Source organism: Cellulomonas sp. HD19AZ1 (assembly GCF_004535805.1).
In the GTDB taxonomy this organism is placed as follows: domain Bacteria; phylum Actinomycetota; class Actinomycetes; order Actinomycetales; family Cellulomonadaceae; genus Cellulomonas; species Cellulomonas iranensis.
On the sequence record NZ_SPHX01000001.1, the window covers coordinates 416,762 to 434,288 of the forward strand.

The window sequence follows — 17,527 nt, forward strand, 5'->3', positions numbered from 1 at the left end:
GCGCGGGTGCGTGACGTAGGTTGGCGTCCGTGAGCACAGCGGTCTGCCCGGGGTCGTTCGACCCGATCACGCTCGGCCACGCCGACGTCGTGCGCCGCGCGCGGTCGATGTTCGACGAGGTCGTGGTGGCCGTCGCCCACAACGCGTCCAAGCGTGCGCTGCTGACGCCGGACGAGCGGGTCGCGCTCGCCGCCGACGCGCTCGCGGACCTCGACGGCGTTCGGGTCGTCGCGACGAGCGGGCTGCTGGTGGACCTCGTGCGCGACGTCGGTGCGAGCGCCGTCGTCAAGGGGCTGCGCAGCGGGGCCGACCTGGACGCCGAGCACGCGATGGCGCTCATGAACCGGCACCTGTCGGGGGTCGAGACGGTCTTCGTCCTCGGCGACCCGGCGCTGGCCCACGTCGCGTCGTCGCTCGTCAAAGACGTGGCGCGGCACGGGGGGCGGATCGAGGACATGGTGACGCCGGCGGTCGCGGCGGCGGTGCGCCGCGCGCTCGCGGCCGGGGGAGAGGACGGACGATGACGGAGCAGGACGACACGCAGGAGCGCGTCGAGGGCGTCGGCGGCGTGCTCGACGCGATCGAGCAGGCGGTGGTGCAGGCGCGCGCGATGCCGATGTCCTCGTCGGTGCTGGTCAACCGCGCGGAGCTGCTCGAGCTGGTCGACGAGGTGCGCGCGGCCCTGCCGGCCCAGCTGCACCGCGCGGACGAGGTGCTCGCGGACGCGGACGCGGCGCGTGCGCAGGCCCAGGCGGACGCGGACGCGGTGCTCGCCCGGGCGCGGGCGCGCGCGGCCGAGCTGGTCGACCAGGAGAGCGTCGTGGCGCAGGCCCGCGAGCGGGCCGCGCAGATCGTCGCGGAGGCGCAGGAGACCGCCGAGGGGCTGCGCCGCGACGCCGACGACTACTGCGACCGGCGGCTCGCCGACTTCGAGATCGACCTGGGCAAGGTGCTGTCGCAGGTGCAGGCCGGGCGCGCGAAGCTCGCCGGGCGGCTCGCACCCGGTGACGGGGCCGTCTCGGTCTGACCCGACGCGCACCGGCCGTTTGGGCGGGGCTCGCGGGTGCCGTACAGTTGTCCGCTGGTCCTGCCTGTCGTGGGCGCGGGCCGAGTCAGTCATGTCGCCACAACAGCCGTGCCGCGCACCCGCGGGGCACGGCCGGGAACGAGGGGAACGGACCGTGCGCCCATCCCACCTCGATCCCCGCTCGCCGTTCGTGCTCGAGACCCACGAGCTCGGCCGACGTCCGGGATCGATGCGGACGGTGCAGCGCACGGTCGCGGCCCCCGACGAGCTCGGCAGCGGCATGATCGGCATCCCCTCCGGGAGCGACCTTGAGCTGGACCTGCGGCTCGAGGCGGTCATGGAGGGGGTCCTGGTCACCGGTTCGATCCGCGGCGAGGCCGTCGGGGAGTGCGTGCGGTGCCTGGAGAAGGTCGTCGAGCCTGTCGATGCACCGATCCAGGAGCTGTACGTCTACCCTGAGCGGGCGCAGGCCGCGGTCGCGAGCGGGGACGACGAGGACGAGGACGTGCGCGAGCTGGAGGGCGACCTGGTCGACCTCGAGCCCGCGCTCCGGGACTCGGTCGTCCCGACGCTGCCGTTCCGGCCCCTGTGCCGGCCGGACTGCCCGGGCCTGTGCTCGCAGTGCGGTGCACGGCTCGCGGACGACCCGGACCATGCGCACGACCTGATCGACCCCCGGTGGGCGGCCCTCGGCGGCCTGGCGGGTTCTGACGACGAGAAGAGAGAGAGCTGACCGTGGCGGTTCCGAAGCGCAAGATGTCGCGCAGCAACACCCGTGCGCGTCGGTCGCAGTGGAAGACCACTGCCACGACGCTCACCACCTGCCCCCAGTGCAAGTCGCAGACGCGCCCGCACGTGGCGTGCCCGACGTGCGGTGCGTACAACGGCCGTCGCTACGTCGAGGCCGTGCGCAGCGAGCACGAGGCCGTCTGACCCTCGCGGCCACGATGACCGGCACACCCGTCGACACCGGCGTCGCGTGAGCACGGCAGCGCAGTCGCTCCTCGAGAAGCTCGGGGTCCACCTGGACCCCGAGCTTCTCGTGCTCGCCCTGACGCACCGCTCCTTCGCGCACGAGGCCGGGGGCATCCCGACCAACGAACGTCTCGAGTTCCTGGGCGACACCGTCCTGGGGCTCGTCGTCACCGAGCACCTGTACCGCACGTACCCCGCGCAGTCGGAGGGCGACCTCGCGAAGATGCGTGCGGCCACCGTGTCGCAGCGCGCGCTCGCGCACGTCGCGCGCGACCTCGAGCTGGGCGACTTCGTGCTGCTCGGCAAGGGCGAGCTCGCGACCGGCGGCAAGGACAAGGACTCGATCCTGTCCGACACGCTCGAGGCGCTCTTCGGTGCCGTCTACTTGTCGCACGGCCTCGAGACGGCGCGCGAGCTCGTGGACCGTCTCGTGAGCCCGACCCTCGCGGCCGCCGCGGGGCTGGGCGCCGGGCTCGACTGGAAGACGTCGCTCCAGGAGCTGTCGGCCCACCTCGGCCTCGGCGCGCCGTCGTACGACGTCACCGGCGAGGGCCCCGACCACGCCCGCACGTTCACCGCGCACGCGGTCGTGGGCGGTCAGGTGCGGGGCAGCGGCACCGGCAGCGCCAAGAAGATCGCCGAGCAGGAGGCCGCCGCGGCGGCCTACGCGACGCTGTCCGAGCTGCGCGACGCCCAGGACGCCGGCAGCACGGCCGACGTCCGCTGACGCGTGCCCGAGCTCCCCGAGGTCGAGACCGTCCGTGACGGTCTGGCCCGCCACGTCCTGGGCCGCACGGTCGAGGCCGTCCGCGTGCACCGCGACTACTCGGTGCGCCGCCACGACGGCGGTCCGTCCGACTTCGCCGCCCGGCTGACGGGGCGCCGGTTCGAGGCCGCCGTGCGGCGCGGCAAGTTCCTGTGGCTGCTGCTCGACGAGGGCGCCGGGCGCGGCGACGACGCGCTGCTGGCGCACCTCGGCATGAGCGGGCAGCTGCTGGTGCGCGGGCCGGCGGCGCACGCCGACGGGGGCGCCGCCGTGGACCCGGTCGCGGCACCGGGGCCGCACGGGTGGGTCGACCACCCGCACCTGCGCGTGCGGTTCGAGCTCGACGACGGCTCGGCGCTCGACTTCGTCGACCAGCGCACGTTCGGCCACCTCGCCGTGCCGGACCTCGTCGCGACGCCGGACGGCGCCCCCGGCGGGCTCGGGTCCGACCGCGCGGTCGTGCCGCTGCCCGTCGCGCACATCGCGCGCGACCTGCTGGACCCCGCGCTCGACCGCCCCGCGCTCGTCGACGCCGTGCGGGCGCGCCGCACCGAGCTCAAGCGCGCGCTGCTCGACCAGACGCTCGTGTCGGGCGTCGGCAACATCTACGCCGACGAGGCGCTGTGGCGCGCGCGGCTGCACGGTGCCCGCCCCACGGCCACGGCCCGCCGTGCGGACGTCGGACGCCTGCTCGACGCCGCCGCCGAGGTCATGCGCGAGGCGCTCGCGCAGGGCGGCACGAGCTTCGACGCGCTCTACGTCAACGTCAACGGGGCCTCGGGGTACTTCGACCGCTCCCTGGCCGTCTACGGCCAGGAGGGCCGCCCGTGCCGGCGCTGCGGCGCGCCCGTGCGCCGCGACGCGTTCGCCAACCGGTCGTCGTTCACGTGCCCGGTGTGCCAGCCGCGGCCGCGCGCACGTCGCACGTGAGCGGCGCGCCCCTCAGCGGGTGACGACGTTGCGCAGCGGCTCGCGTGCCACGAACCGCGCGACGTTGTCCGCCACGAGGTCCTGCCACCCGACGGGTCGGCCCCCGGCGGCGTGCGGGCTGACGAGCACGCGCGGCTCGTCCCACAGCGGCGACCCGGGCGGCAGCGGCTCGGTCTCGAACACGTCGAGCGCCGCACCCGCCACGGCGCCCGTCCGCACGGCGGCGAGCAGCGCCGCCTCGTCGAGCGTCGTGCCGCGCCCCGCGTTGACGACCCACGCGCGCGACGGCAGCAGGTCCAGCACGCGCGGTCCGATCGCGTGGCGGGTCGCGTCGAGCGCGGGCAGCAGCCCGATCAGGACGTCGGTGCGCGGCAGCACGTCGGGCAGCACGGCGGGCGTGACGACGGGGAAGCCGTGCCGCTCGCCGGGCGTGGTCGCGACGCCCGTCACGCGAGCCCCGAGCCCCGCCAGCAGGGGAGCGAGGCGCGCGGCGATCGACCCGAACCCCCAGACCGTGACGTGCGCGCCGACGAGCGTGCGGACCTCCCCGGCGGGGTGCAGCGGCTGCAGGCCGCCGAGCTCGCCCGCCCAGCGGTGCTCGGCCTGCGCGCGCAGCAGCTCCGGCACGCGGCGCACGCACGCGAGGGTGAGCGCGAGCACGTGCTCGGCGACCGTCGCGTCGTGCAGCCCGCGGCCGTTCGTGACGACGACGCCCCGCCCGAAGCCCGCGGCCAGGACGGCGTCCGGGCCGGCCGCGAGCGTCTGCACCCAGCGCACGCGCCGGGCCGCCGCGGCCAGCTCGGCGAGGCGGTCGGCCGGGTTGCCCCACACGACCACCGCTTCCGCGTCGGCCGCCGCGGACGGCGGGGGCGCGTCGACGTCGTAGGGCACGACGCGCACGCCGTCGGGGACGGGCGGCACGCCGTCGACGGTCCGGGGGACGAGGATCGTGGTCACGGTCGATACGATGCCATCGTGTCAGCCACGAGCCAGTCGACGCCTGCGCCCGGTCCGGGCGCCCGCACGGCGCCCATCTCCGTCATGATCGTCGACGACCACGAGGTCGTCCGCCGCGGCATCGCCGAGGTCGTCGAGCGGACCGACGGCATGACCGTCGTCGCCGAGGCGGGGTCGGTCGCCGACGGCGTCCGCCGCGCCACGCTCGTGCGCCCGCAGGTCATGCTCGTCGACCTGCAGCTGCCCGACGGCACCGGGATCGACCTCATGCGCGCCGTCAAGGAGACGCTGCCGACCGCGCGCGCGATCGTGCTCACGTCGTTCGACGACGACGACGCGCTGGCCGCCGCGCTCGACGCGGGCGCGTCCGCGTACCTCCTCAAGAGCGTGCGCGGCGCCGAGATCACCGACGTGATCCGCGCGGTCGCGGCCGGTCGCACGCTGCTCGACGACCGCACGGTCGCGCGGCGGCGCGCGGGCCACGAGGACCCGACCGAGAGCCTGACGCCCAGCGAGCTGCGCGTGCTCGACCTCATCGGCGAGGGCCTGTCGAACCGCGAGATCGCGGAGCGGCTCGGCGTCGCCGAGAAGACGGTGAAGAACCACATCACGTCGCTGCTCGCCAAGATGGGCCTGCAGCGGCGCACGCAGGTCGCGGCGTGGGTCGCGTCCCGCAAGAACTCCGGCTGGCGGGCCGAGCCCGGCCACTGAGCCGCCGGCCCACCTCGCCGACGTCGCGCCCTCCCGGACTCCCGGACTCCCGGCACGGCGACGTCACGCGTCTGCGACACGACACCCCTGCGGCGTCACGACGTGCCGGGCGACGCCGCCCGGCACGTCGTCGCGCCACGCGGGCGTCGTCGGCGCCCGCGACCCGTCAGGCGAGCGGGGCCTGCCAGGTGAGCAGGGTGCCCTTGCCGCTGGGGGCGACGCCGAGGCTGAACGCGCCGCCGTGCTGCCGCGCGCGCGACGCGAGGTTGCCGGTGCCGGAGCTGCGCTCGCGGTCGGCCGGCAGCCCGACGCCGTCGTCCTCGACGTCGACCGTCACCGAGCCCGTGTGCCCCGACCCGCGCACGCTCACGCACACGCCGACGGAGGACGCGTGCGCGTGGCGTGCGGCGTTCGCCAGCCCCTCGCGGACCACGGCGACCACGTCGTCGGTGAGCTCCTGCTCGAGGCGCTCGTCGATGCGGTCCTCGCCCTCGCCGTCGCCGGGCGTGAGCACCTCGCCGTCGAGGGACAGCACGAGCGACGGCGCGAAGCCCAGGCCCGTGCGCGCGAGCGACGTCTCGCGGCGCAGCCGCTCGACGAGGCCGGTCGCCGCGTCGGGGTCGCGCAGCGCGTACACGATCTGGCGGATCTCGCGCACCGAGCTGTCGACGTTGTCGAGGGCCTCCTCGACGATGCTCGTGAGCTCGTGCGCGTCGACCCCGCGCGCCGAGCGGCGCCGCACGGTCTCGAGCTGCATGCCCGTCGCGAAGAGCTGCTGGATCGCCAGGTCGTGCAGGTCGCGCGCGATGCGCTCGCGCTCGTCGAGCAGCGCCGCGAGGTCCTGCGCGTGCCGCGCCTCGGCGAGCACGTACGCGAGCGCGGCCTGCGCGGCGAACGACTCGGCGGTCGCGAGGTCGCCCTCGTCGAACGGGGTCCGGCCGATGCGGCGCAGCAGCAGCAGCACGCCGACGCCGCGCCCCGAGGAGTGCAGCGGCGCGAACATCGCGGGCCCGAACGCGCGCATCTCCTCGAGCTTGACGGTCCGGGACGCGCTCAGCGAGGGCGTCAGCAGGCCGTGGCCCTCCTCGAGGACGGTCCACGCGCGCCCGCCGCGCGGCATCACGAGCCCCGTGAGCACGTCGGCCTGGTAGCCGTCCGCGAGCTCGAGGTAGAGCTCGCCGCCCAGCCCCGGCAGCGCGAGCGCCGCGGTGTCGGCCCCCGCGACCTCGCGGGCCGTGCGCGCGACGTGCTCGAGCGCGGACTCCTCGTCGACGCCCTCGAGGAGCATCGTCGTGATGTCCTGCCCGGCCTGCAGCCAGTGCTCGCGGCGCTCGGCCTCGGCGTAGAGCTGCGCGTTGGAGATCGCGACGCCCGCGGCGGCCGCGAGCGCGACGACCATCGACTCGTCAGTGTCGGTGAACGAGCCGCCGTCGACCTTCTCCGACAGGTAGAGCTGGCCGTACACGTGCTCGCCGACCTTCACCGACGCGCCGAGGAACGAGCCCATCGGCGGGTGGTTGGCGGGCCAGCCCTGGAACGCGCGGTGCTGCGTGAGGTCGTCGAGACGCAGCGCACCGTCCACGGGGATCTGCCCGAGCACGCCCTCGGCGTGCGGCGGGCGGCGCAGCATGCGCGCGACGGCCGTCGGGATGCCGGTGTACACGAAGGTGGTGGACGCGCCCTGGTCGTCGAGCACGTTGATCGCGCCGTACCGGGCACCCGTGAGCTCGGCGCTGACCTGGACGAACCGGTCGAGGACCGTCGTGAGGTCGAGCTGCCCGGCGACCGCGAGGATCGCGCTCAGCAGGTCCGTCAGCGCGTCGCCCGTCAGGGGCGTCTGCGTGGGGCGGGAGTCGACGAGCACGCCGCGCTGGAACGGCGCCCCCGCGACGGGCGGTGACGCCGTGACCTCGCGCATCTCGCCCCGGTGCTCGTTCACGTCAGGTCCCGCTGCTCGGCTCGCACCGCCTCACCGTAGCCCGGGACGTGCGCCGCGAGGTGCGCGTGCGTGCCGCGCGCCGCGACCCGCCCACCCGTGAGCCACAGCACCTCGTCGGCCGCGGCGAGGGGTGCGAGGCGGTGGCTCACGACGACGAGGCCGCGTGCAGCCCCCTCGCGGGTCGCCGGCGCGTGCCAGAGCTCGTCCAGCACGGCGTCGGCCGTGCGGGGGTCGAGGTGCTCGCCCGGCTCGTCCACGAGCAGCAGCGGGGCGTCCGAGAGCAGCGTGCGCGCCAGCAGCAGGCGGCGACGCTCACCGCCCGAGACGGTGCGCGCGTCGGAGCCGAGGACGGTGTCGAGGCCGTCGGGGAGACCGGCGAGCCACGTGCCGAGTCCCGTGCGCCGCAGCGCGTCCGTGGCCTCCTCGGGCGTGACGTCGCCGCGCGCGACGCGCAGGTTCTCGAGCACCGACGTGCCGAAGACGTGCGCGTCCTCGCCCGTCACGACGACGCTGCGCACGACGTCCGCGCGGTCGGCGCGGTCGAGCGGCACGCCGTCGAGGGTCACCGTGCCGGCGACGGGGGGCAGCAGGCCCGCGAGCGTGAGGAGCAGCGTCGTCTTGCCCTCGCCGCTCGGGCCCGCGACGGCGAGCCGGGCGCCGGGCGCGAGCACGAGGTCGACGCCCGCGACCGCCGGGCCGCGCCCGGGCCAGCCGCACGCGAGTCCGCGCGCGACGAGCACCGGTCCGTGCTCCGACGGGTCCGGGGCGCCGTCGTCGTCGACGGACGTGCGCGTGGTGCCGCGGGGGCCGGTCGCGGCGACGGGGGCGTCAGGTGCCGCGCCGCGCGCCCGTGCGGGGGTCGCGGCGTCGTCGAGCAGCGCCAGCACGCGCGCCGCGGCCGCGCGCGAGCGCTGCACCTGTACCGCCGCGGCGGGCAGCAGCGAGGTCGCCTCGAACGCCGCGAGCGGGGTCAGCACGACCACGGCGAGCTCGACGGGCGCGAGCAGCCCGGCCCGCACCGCGGGCACGCCGGTGACGAGCGCCGCGAGCACCGCCACGCCGACCGCGAGCTGGCCCACGGCCGCGGCGAGCGCCGCGGGTCGCGCGCCCGCGTCCGTCGCGCGCGCGAGGTCGGCGTCCGCGTCGCGCAGGGCCGCGAGCTCGTGCGGCAGCCGGCCCGACACCGCGAGCGGGCCTGCGTCGTCGAGCACGCCCAGCGACACCGCGCTCATGCGCGCGCGTGCGGCCACGCCGCGCTCCTCGGCCGTGCGTGCGCCGCGCGCCGCCAGCCACGGCGCGAGCACGCCGGCCGCGAGCAGGCACAGCGCGAGCGCGAGCCCCGCCGGCGGCCAGAACAGCGCCATCGCGACCGACGTCCCGACGCCCAGCGTCACCGCGACGCCGGCGGGCAGCAGGCCGCGCACCACGACGTCACCGACCGCGTCGACGTCGGCGCCGACGCGCGCGAGCAGGTCGCCGCGCCGCACCGCGAGCAGCGCGCGCGGCGAGCCGGCCGCGAGCCGGCCGTACAGCGTGGTGCGCAGCGTCGCCATGCCGCGCAGCGCGACGTCGTGCGAGACCAGCCGCTCGAGGTAGCGCATGAGACCGCGCCCGATGCCGAACGCGCGGACCCCGACGGTCGCGACCGAGAGCTGGAGCACGGGCGGCATCTGCGAGGCCCGCGCGATCAGCCACGCGCTCGCGGCGGCCAGCGCGACCGCCGAGCCGAGCGCGAGCGTGCCCAGCAGCACCGCGAGGGCGACGCGGCGCGGGTCGACCTCGAGCAGCGCGACAGCGCGCCGCAGCGTCCCGCGCGGCGGTCGTGCGGCGGTGGCTGCGGTCGCGGGGACCGTGGTCGGTGCCGCGGTCATCGGGTCCCTCCGGTCGGGTCGGTGGGGACGGGCCCGGTGGCGCGCGCGGGAGCGACGCCCGCGGCGGTCCCGCCGCGAGCGGTCGGGACGTCCCGGGGCGACGGTGCGCCGCCGCGCGGGTCCGACCCCGTCGGGTCGGGGGCCGACGTGACGTGCACGACGTCGTCGGCGCGCGCCGCGAGCGACGCGCGGTGCGCGACGAGCAGCACCGCGCTGCCCGCGTCCCGCAGCGCGGCGAGCGTCGCGAGCACGACCCGCTCGCCGGCGGCGTCGAGGTGCGCCGTCGGCTCGTCGAGCACGACGACGGGGCTGGGGCGCAGCAGCGCGCGCGTCAGCGCGAGGCGCTGCCGCTGGCCGACCGACAGCCCCGTCCCGCCCGTGCCGAGCGCGGTGGACCAGCCCTCGGGCAGCGTCGCGACCACGGCGTCGAGGCCGGTGAGCGCGGCGGCGCGGTCCCGGTCGGCCGGGTCGGGGGAGCCGAGGACCTCGTGCACCGTGCCGGGCTCGAGCACGGGGCGCTGCGGCAGCCACGTGACCTGGCGCCAGTAGCCGTGCACGTCGACGTCGGCCAGGTCCGTCGCGGTGCCGTCGGCGGCGACCAGCTCGACGCGCCCCGCGTCGGGCGTCAGCAGGCCCAGCAGCACCTCGACCGTCGTGGACTTGCCGGCGCCCGACGCACCGACCAGCGCGACGACGCGCCCGGGCGCGAGGTCGACGTCGAGGGGCGCCGGGGCCCAGCCCGACCGCGCCCGCACCGCGACGCCGCGGGCGCGGACCGCACCGCCCGCGAGGTCGGGCGCGGGGCGGGTGCCCGTGGGCGGGACGGGGACCTCGAGGACCGCGAACGCCCGGTCCGCGGCGGCCACGCCGTCGGTCGACGCGTGGAACTGCGCACCGACCTGGCGCAGCGGGTTGAACACCTCGGGGGCGAGCACGAGCACCGCGAGGCCCGTCACCAGGTCCATCTGCCCGTAGACCAGGCGCATGCCGATCGCGACCGCGACGAGCGCGACGCACAGCGTCGTCAGCAGCTCCAGGACCATGCCGGACAGGAACGCGACGCGCAGCGTGCCCATGGTCGCGCGCCGGTGCGCGTCGCCCAGCTCGCGCACCCGCGCCACCGGCCCCCGCTCGCGGCCGAACGCGCGCAGCGTCGTCAGGCCCGCGAGCAGGTCGAGCACCTGCGCACCCAGCCGCTGCATGGTCGCCAGGCCGCGCTCGGAGCGGCCCTGCGTCATGACCCCGACGAGCCACATGAACACCGGCACGAGGGGGATCGTGCCGGCGATGATCGCCGCCGAGACCCAGTCGAGGCCCAGCACCACGAGCAGCGTCGCCGGGGTCAGCGTCGCGGCGAGCACGAGCTGCGGCAGGTACTTCACGAAGTAGGGCTCGAGCGCGTCGAGCCCGCGCGTCGCGAGCGTCACGAGGCTCGCGCCGTCGGCCGGCGCGGCTCGGCGCGGCCCCACCGCGGCCGCGTGCGCGACGACGCGCTCGCGCAGCTCGGCGACGGCGCGCGTCGCGGCGCGGTGCGCGTACCGCTCCTGCACCCCGGCCACGAGCGCGCGCACCGCGACGACCCCCGCGAGGCCGCCGACGAGCGGCAGCACGCGGGGGAGCGTCGCGCCGTCGGCGACGGCCGAGCCGAGCGCGTGCGCGAGCAGCAGGGCCTGCGCGACGACGAGCGCGCCGGTGACGACGCCGAGCGCGACCGTCAGCGCGAGGTACCCGCGCGCCGCGCGTGCGTACCGCAGCAGCCGGGGGTCGAGAGGCTTCACGCGGTCCAGGAGATCACGAGCGGGCGCACGGGCGGCGTCACGCGCGGGTCTTCGGCAGGACCTTGTCGAACGTGAGCCCGATCGAGTCCGGGATGTGCTCGACGGTCAGGCGCTTGCGGAACACCCAGTACGTCCAGCCCTGGTAGAGCAGCACGAGCGGGGTGAGGATCACCGCGACCCACGTCATGACCGTGAGCGTGTAGTCCGTGGACGACGCGTTGTCGACGGTGAGCGAGTTCGCCGCGTCGAACGCGGGCATGACGTCGGGGAACATCGAGCCGAAGATCAGCACGACGGCCGCGACGATCGCGACGGCCGAGGCCGTGAACGCGATGCCCTCGCGGCGCACGCGGGTGGCACCCACGACCAGCACGAGCGCGACGGCGGCGACCGCGACGGCCGCCCACGTCCAGGGCTTGCCGCTGAACTCCAGCTGCGCCCACACGGCCCACACGCCCGCCAGGACGAGCGTCACGACCGAGCTGCGCGCCGCGAACGCGCCGGCCCGCTCGCGCACGTCCCCGTCGGTCTTCATCGCCAGGAAGATCGCGCCGTGCGTGAGGAAGATCGTCAGCGTCACGAGGCCGCCGAGCAGCGCGAACGGCGACAGCAGCGCGAGGAACCCGCCGACGTACTGGTGGTTCGCGTCGAGCTCGACGCCGCGCACGAGGTTCGCGAACGCCACGCCCCACAGCAGGGCCGGCACGAACGAGCCGAAGATCAGCGCGCGGTCGGCCCAGGCCCGCCACACGGGCGAGTCGATCTTGCCGCGCCACTCGAACGCGACGACACGCACGATCAGGGCGACGAGGATGATGAACAGCGGGATGTAGAAGCCCGAGAACAGCGTCGCGTACCACTCGGGGAACGCCGCGAAGGTCGCGCCGCCCGCCGTGAGGAGCCACACCTCGTTGCCGTCCCACACGGGTCCGACGGTGTTGATCATGAGGCGGCGCTCCTTCTCGCGCCGCGCCTTGTCGCCCTTCGGCAGGATCGCCAGCAGCATGCCGACGCCGAAGTCGAAGCCCTCGAGGACGAGGTAGCCGGTCCACAGGACGGCGATGAGGAGAAACCAGACGGTCGACAGGTCCATGGTGGCCGCTCTCCTCAGTACGCGAAGGACAGGGGACGGTCGGTGCCGTCCGCGTCGGGGGCGTTGTCGGGGTTGTCAGGGCTGGGGTCGTGCTCGGTGTCGGCGACGCCCTCGACGGCGTAGCGCTTCATGAGCCGGAACCACACGACGGCGAGCACGCCGTACAGCAGCGTGAAGCCGATCATCGAGAACCAGACCATGCCGGGGGAGACGACCTCGCTGACGCCGCGGGCGGTCAGCAGCCACACACCGTCGACGCCCGAGCTGTTCGGGTTCGGCGCGACGACCCACGGCTGGCGGCCCATCTCGGTGAAGATCCAGCCGAACGCCGACGCGAGGAACGGCGTGGCGATCGCGGCGATGCCGAGCCGGCCGAACCACGGCTTGCCGGTGACCGAGCCCTTGCGGCGCAGCAGCCACAGGGCGGCGAGCGACAGCGCGGCCGAGCCGACGCCGAAGCCGATCATGAGCCGGAACGACCAGTACGTGACGGCGAGGTTGGGGTAGAAGCGCGTGTCGGCGGGGTCGAACGTCGCCTCGACGCCGTTGTCCTGCTCCCACTGCGTGACCCACTGCGTGTAGTGCTCCTGCAGCTCGTCGACGCCGCGGATGCGGGCGTTGAAGTCGCCGGTCGCGAGGAACGACGTGAACCCGGGCAGCTCGATGAGGTGCTTGACGCCGTCGCAGTCGTTGGTGAGGTCGCCGATCGCGAGGATCGAGAACGCCGCGCCGTCCTGCGTCTCGCACAGGCCCTCCGCGGCGGCCATCTTGGCGGGCTGCTGGTCGAACATGAGCTTGGCCTGCCAGTCGCCGGTCAGCGCGACGCCGGCGCCCGAGACGAGCATCGTCACGAGGCCCAGGATGACGGCGGGGCGGTAGACGTCGCGCGCCTTGGCGGTGTCGCCGCGGCGCACCAGCCGGACCATCCACCAGGCGGCGATGCCCGCGACGAACGTGCCGGCCGTGAGGAACGCGGCCGCGATCGTGTGCGGGAAGGCCGCGAGCACGGTCGGGTTGGTGAGGACCGCCACGATGTCGGTCATCTCGGCGCGGCCGGTCTCGAAGTTGTAGGTCGTGCCCACGGGGTGCTGCATCCACGAGTTCGCCGCGAGGATGAAGAACGCGGACAGGTTCGTCGCGATCGCGACGGCCCAGATGCACGCGAGGTGGATCTTCTTGGGCAGGCGGTCCCAGCCGAAGATCCACAGGCCCAGGAACGTCGACTCGACGAAGAACGCGGCGAGCGCCTCCATCGCGAGCGGCGCGCCGAACACGTCGCCGACGAACCGCGAGTACTCGGACCAGTTCATGCCGAACTGGAACTCCTGGACGATGCCCGTGGCGACGCCGATCGCGAAGTTGATCAGCAGGAGCTTGCCGAAGAACTTGGTCAGCCGCAGCCACCGCTCGTTGCCCGTGCGGACCCACGCGGTCTGCATGATCGCGACGAGCGGGGAGAGCCCGATCGTCAGCGGGACGAAGATGAAGTGGTAGACGGTCGTGATGCCGAACTGCCACCGTGCCAGGTCGAGGACGTCCACGCGGTTCTCCGTGCTGGTGCGAGGCGGGCGGGCTGACGGGGGTCGGACGGGTCGCGGTGGGGGCCGCGACGGTGCGCACGCCGGGTGCGAGTCCTGCCCCTCGAACCGTAGGCCGGGAGGCCCCGGAGCGACAGGACCAACGTCCCGGGTGCTGACGTCTCGTCGTGAACCTCGCCCCGTGTCGGCGGGGCTGTCGCGGCCGTCTGTGCGATACTGACCACAGGTCCTGACGCCCACACCGTCGGGGCCGACGAGCTCGCCGTCACGTGATCGTGCAGGCCAGCCGCCGCCCCGCCCTCGGCGGGCTCCCCCGGGAGCCCCGAGACGGCCCGGCAGGCGATGGCGCCGAACGCCGCGGCGGGCCCGACCGACGACTTCCGTCGCCGCACCGGGCAGCCGGACGTGAGCGACGACCGACCGCCCGGGGGCGTACGACGTGTGGACGGGGCCCCGGGGTACCCAGGAGCACCCCGCTTGTCTCCCGCGAACACCCCCGAGAACACCACCGACGCCTCCGAGGCCACGCAGAAGGCGCCCGCGAAGCGCCGCCGGCGGGTCGTGCGGGACGTCGTGACACCCCCCGAGGCGTCCGCCGCGCCGCCCGTCGCCGACGACGCGCCGGCCACCGATGCGCGGTCGGCGGCGACGCCCGCCGAGGCTCCCGTCGTCGAGCCGCCCGTCGCCGAGGAGCCGCCGGTCGCGGTCGAGGCGGCCGAGAAGCCCGCCGCGCGCGCCCGGCGCTCGCGCCGCGTGACCCGCACCGTCGTCCTGGACGACGCCACGCCCGTCGCGCCGCCGGCCGAGCCCGAGCCGGCCGCGGTCGAGCCCGCGGCCGACGAGACCGACGAGGACGTGCCGGCGGACGAGGTCGTCGACCCCGCACCCGCCGACGAGGCCGAGGCGCCCGCGGACGAGCCCGAGGCCTCGGGTGTCGCCGAGTCCGTGGCCGAGGACGCCGAGGAGCGCGCGCCGCGCCGGCGTCGTCCGAGCCGTCGTGGCGGCCGGTCCGCGCGCACCGCGAAGGACGCCGACGAGGCCACCGCCGACGCGCCGCAGGAGGACGCCCCGGCCGCCGCCGAGCCCGTCGCCCCCGCGGACCGGGGCGCGCTCGACGTGCTCGCCGAGCTCGGTGCGGTCCGTCCTGCCGGACGTGCCGCGCAGCCCGCGTCCGACGGCACGGCCGAGCGCAGCGCCGGACGCGGAGCCGAGCGTGGCGCCGACCGCACCGCGGAGGAGGCGCCCGCGCGCGCCCGCCTCGCGACCACCGCCCTCCTCTTCCAGGCGCCCGACCCCGCCGTCCGCCCCCGGCGTCGGCGCGCGCAGGCGTCCACCGGCTCGCCCGAGGAGATCTCGGAGGCCGCGCGCAGCGACGAGGAGACCGCCGTCGAGACGGTCGAGGAGGTCGTCGTCGACGACGCGCCGGTCGCCGAGGAGGCCGCGCCGCGCGCGCGCCGTCGTCGCGGCCGGGGTCGCAAGGCGTCCGCGGACGACGCGACCGCGGACGACGCGACCGAGGACACGCAGGACGAGACCGAGGACGCGGCCGACGGCGCCGCCGAGGCGGCCGACACCGCGGAGACCGCCGACGACGAGTCCGGCGACGAGGACGGCGGCCCGCGCCGTCGTCGGCGGCGGGGCGGCCGCGGCCGTCGCGGCCGTGCCGAGCAGGCGGGCGACGACAGCGCCGAGGACGCCCCCGACGCGGGCGACGAGGACGAGGACGCCGAGCAGGAGCCCGAGCAGGACGCCGGCGACGACGAGTCGACGGGCGGCTCGAGCCGACGCCGTCGACGCCGCCGCCGTGGCGCCCGCGCCGAGGGCGGCGACGAGCCGCGCCGCCGCTCGGGCGGCGACGAGGTCACCGCGCTGCGCGGGTCGACGCGCCTGGAGGCCAAGCGCCAGCGCCGCCGCGAGGGACGCGACGCTGGCCGCCGGCGCCAGATCATCACCGAGGCGGAGTTCCTCGCGCGCCGCGAGTCGGTCGAGCGGTCGATGGTCGTGCGCGAGCGCGACGGCCGCACGCAGATCGCGGTGCTCGAGGACGGCGTGCTCGTCGAGCACTACGTGTCGCACCAGGCGCAGGCCTCGATGGTCGGCAACGTCTACCTGGGCCGCGTCCAGAACGTGCTGCCGTCCATGGAGGCCGCGTTCGTCGACGTCGGCAAGGGCCGCAACGCCGTGCTGTACGCCGGCGAGGTCAACTGGGACGCGGCCGGCCTCGAGGGGCAGCCGCGCCGCATCGAGCAGGCCCTCAAGTCGGGCGACTCGGTGCTCGTCCAGGTCACCAAGGACCCCATCGGGCACAAGGGTGCGCGCCTGACCAGCCAGGTCACGCTGGCCGGCCGGTACCTCGTGTACGTGCCGGGCGGCGGCATGACCGGCATCAGCCGCAAGCTCCCCGACACCGAGCGCTCGCGCCTCAAGAAGATCCTGCGCGACGTGGTGCCGGACTCCGCGGGCGTCATCGTGCGCACCGCCGCGGAGGGTGCGAGCGAGGACGAGCTGCGCGCCGACGTCGTGCGCCTGCAGGGCCAGTGGGAGGCGATCGAGCGCAAGACGAAGACCGCCAACGCGCCCGCGCTGCTGCAGGGCGAGCCCGACATGGCGATCCGCGTGGTCCGCGACATCTTCAACGACGACTTCTCCTCGCTCGTGGTCCAGGGCGACGACGCGTGGACGACCATCTCGACGTACGTCGGCGAGCTCGCGCCCGACCTCGCCGCCCGCGTCGAGAAGTGGACCGGTACGCAGGACCTGTTCAGCGTGCACCGCATCGACGAGCAGCTGGCCAAGGGCATGGACCGCAAGGTCTGGCTCCCGTCGGGCGGCTCGCTCGTGATCGACCGCACCGAGGCCATGACCGTCGTCGACGTCAACACCGGCAAGTTCACGGGCGCCGGCGGCACGCTCGAGGAGACGGTGACGCGCAACAACCTCGAGGCGGCCGAGGAGATCGTGCGCCAGCTCCGGCTGCGCGACATCGGCGGCATCATCGTCATCGACTTCATCGACATGGTGCTCGAGTCCAACCGCGACCTCGTGCTGCGCCGCCTCGTCGAGTGCCTGGGGCGCGACCGCACCAAGCACCAGGTCGCCGAGGTGACCTCGCTCGGCCTCGTGCAGATGACGCGCAAGCGGGTCGGCCAGGGCCTGGTCGAGGCGTTCAGCGAGACGTGCGAGCACTGCCACGGTCGCGGGTTCATCGTGCACACCGACCCCGTGTCGAAGAGCTCGCGCCAGGACGCGGGCGCGCAGCCCGCACCCGAGCAGGGCGAGTCGAAGCGCTCGCGCCGCAAGCGGGCCACCGCCGAGCAGGGGAGCGCCGCCGCCCCGGTGGCGGCCGCGGCCGTCCCGGTGCTGCCCGAGGCGCGCGAGGCCGTGAAGGCGACCCTCGCGACGATCGCGGCGGCCGCCGCGCACGCGCACGACCACGACCACGAGCGGACCGAGGATGCGGACGCCCCGGAGCAGGACGGCACGGACGCGGCGGCGCAGGCCGACGCCGCGCCCGAGGCCGCCCCGGCGCCGGCGGCGCCCGTGCTGGACGTCCTCGCGGAGCTCGGTGCGGCGCGCGCGGCGGCTGCGCCGGTCGTCGAGACCGACGCGCCGCTCGAGCTGCACGCGGTCGACCCCGACCTGTTCGCGTCGTTCGAGGACGACGAGCCCGCGCAGGCCGGGGCCGCGCCGGCGGACGGCGAGGGCGACTGACGCCCGGGAGCCACCCGGACCCGTCCGTGCGCGTTTGACCCGGCGCGGACGGGTCCGTACCCTAGAACGTCGGTGCGTCGCGTGCGCGCCGTGGCAGTGCCGGTACCGCACCGGGCTCGCGAGAGCCGGGGCCGCCGGCAGGCACCACGGTCGGGCGCCGCGGACGACCTCGCCGACGCGAACCCCTCGCCCCCGTGGCGGGGTGGTGCGCGGGCCTCGGCGGGTCACGGG

At 75.9% G+C, this 17,527-nt stretch carries 14 protein-coding genes; 8 read left to right on the forward strand and 6 right to left on the reverse strand.

What is annotated here, in order from left to right:
• Positions 1–29: 29 nt before the first annotated feature.
• From coaD to mutM, 6 genes are all read left to right on the forward strand, one after another.
• Positions 30–524 carry a pantetheine-phosphate adenylyltransferase gene (coaD, locus tag E4A51_RS01895; protein ID WP_087510156.1) on the forward strand — a complete coding sequence of 165 codons (495 nt, stop codon included), beginning with the start codon at positions 30–32 and terminating at the stop codon, positions 522–524.
• Positions 521–1,027, forward strand: a complete 507-nt coding sequence (locus E4A51_RS01900; protein WP_070320414.1) for a hypothetical protein — start codon at positions 521–523, stop codon at positions 1,025–1,027. Before coaD ends, E4A51_RS01900 begins: the two co-directional genes overlap by 4 nt.
• A 154-nt stretch (positions 1,028–1,181) precedes the next feature.
• Positions 1,182–1,760, forward strand: coding sequence for a DUF177 domain-containing protein (locus E4A51_RS01905; protein WP_046528719.1), 579 nt, complete (start codon positions 1,182–1,184; stop codon positions 1,758–1,760).
• 2 nt (positions 1,761–1,762) lie between these two features.
• Positions 1,763–1,960, forward strand: coding sequence for a 50S ribosomal protein L32 (rpmF, locus tag E4A51_RS01910; protein ID WP_046528718.1), 198 nt, complete (start codon positions 1,763–1,765; stop codon positions 1,958–1,960).
• A gap of 46 nt (positions 1,961–2,006) precedes the next feature.
• Positions 2,007–2,729, forward strand: coding sequence for a ribonuclease III (gene rnc, locus E4A51_RS01915; RefSeq protein WP_046528717.1), 723 nt, complete (start codon positions 2,007–2,009; stop codon positions 2,727–2,729).
• 3 nt (positions 2,730–2,732) lie between these two features.
• Positions 2,733–3,698 carry a bifunctional DNA-formamidopyrimidine glycosylase/DNA-(apurinic or apyrimidinic site) lyase gene (gene mutM / locus E4A51_RS01920; RefSeq protein WP_070320413.1) on the forward strand — a complete coding sequence of 322 codons (966 nt, stop codon included), beginning with the start codon at positions 2,733–2,735 and terminating at the stop codon, positions 3,696–3,698.
• A 12-nt stretch (positions 3,699–3,710) separates the two neighbouring features.
• On the opposite strand, the gene E4A51_RS01925 is transcribed toward mutM, so the two are convergent.
• On the reverse strand, positions 3,711–4,655 hold the full coding sequence (locus tag E4A51_RS01925) for an NAD(P)-dependent oxidoreductase (RefSeq protein WP_134850726.1): 945 nt from the start codon (positions 4,653–4,655) through the stop codon (positions 3,711–3,713).
• An 84-nt stretch (positions 4,656–4,739) separates the two neighbouring features.
• Here E4A51_RS01925 and E4A51_RS01930 point away from each other — a divergent pair, with 84 nt between their 5' ends.
• On the forward strand, positions 4,740–5,366 hold the full coding sequence (locus tag E4A51_RS01930) for a response regulator transcription factor (RefSeq protein ID WP_046530638.1): 627 nt from the start codon (positions 4,740–4,742) through the stop codon (positions 5,364–5,366).
• 166 nt (positions 5,367–5,532) lie between these two features.
• Here E4A51_RS01930 and E4A51_RS01935 read toward each other — a convergent pair whose 3' ends face one another.
• From E4A51_RS01935 to E4A51_RS01955, 5 genes are read right to left on the reverse strand one after another with little or no spacing between them, the layout of a single operon-like run.
• Entirely contained in the window at positions 5,533–7,305 is a 1,773-nt protein-coding gene (locus E4A51_RS01935) for a GAF domain-containing protein (RefSeq protein ID WP_306298857.1), read from the reverse strand.
• Entirely contained in the window at positions 7,302–9,176 is a 1,875-nt protein-coding gene (cydC, locus tag E4A51_RS01940) for a thiol reductant ABC exporter subunit CydC (protein WP_134850727.1), read from the reverse strand. The genes E4A51_RS01935 and cydC overlap by 4 nt, the downstream gene beginning before the upstream one ends.
• Positions 9,173–10,954 carry a thiol reductant ABC exporter subunit CydD gene (gene cydD / locus E4A51_RS01945; protein ID WP_134850728.1) on the reverse strand — a complete coding sequence of 594 codons (1,782 nt, stop codon included), beginning with the start codon at positions 10,952–10,954 and terminating at the stop codon, positions 9,173–9,175. The genes cydC and cydD overlap by 4 nt, the downstream gene beginning before the upstream one ends.
• A gap of 37 nt (positions 10,955–10,991) precedes the next feature.
• On the reverse strand, positions 10,992–12,047 hold the full coding sequence (gene cydB / locus E4A51_RS01950; RefSeq protein ID WP_070320655.1) for a cytochrome d ubiquinol oxidase subunit II: 1,056 nt from the start codon (positions 12,045–12,047) through the stop codon (positions 10,992–10,994).
• Between the two features lie 14 nt (positions 12,048–12,061).
• Positions 12,062–13,588 carry a cytochrome ubiquinol oxidase subunit I gene (locus E4A51_RS01955; protein WP_070320656.1) on the reverse strand — a complete coding sequence of 509 codons (1,527 nt, stop codon included), beginning with the start codon at positions 13,586–13,588 and terminating at the stop codon, positions 12,062–12,064.
• A 474-nt stretch (positions 13,589–14,062) separates the two neighbouring features.
• On the opposite strand from E4A51_RS01955, the gene E4A51_RS01960 reads away from it, so the two are divergent.
• Positions 14,063–17,296 carry an Rne/Rng family ribonuclease gene (locus tag E4A51_RS01960; RefSeq protein ID WP_240696339.1) on the forward strand — a complete coding sequence of 1,078 codons (3,234 nt, stop codon included), beginning with the start codon at positions 14,063–14,065 and terminating at the stop codon, positions 17,294–17,296.
• Positions 17,297–17,527: the final 231 nt, after the last annotated feature.

What these genes read in the sequence shown, in the direction of transcription:
- cydB (WP_070320655.1), bottom strand. Translation starts at nt 12,047, where the DNA reads ATGGACCTGTCGACCGTCTGGTTTCTCCTCATCGCCGTCCTGTGGACC.
- cydC (WP_134850727.1), bottom strand. Translation starts at nt 9,176, where the DNA reads ATGACCGCGGCACCGACCACGGTCCCCGCGACCGCAGCCACCGCCGCA.
- E4A51_RS01900 (WP_070320414.1), top strand. Translation starts at nt 521, where the DNA reads ATGACGGAGCAGGACGACACGCAGGAGCGCGTCGAGGGCGTCGGCGGC.
- E4A51_RS01930 (WP_046530638.1), top strand. Translation starts at nt 4,740, where the DNA reads ATGATCGTCGACGACCACGAGGTCGTCCGCCGCGGCATCGCCGAGGTC.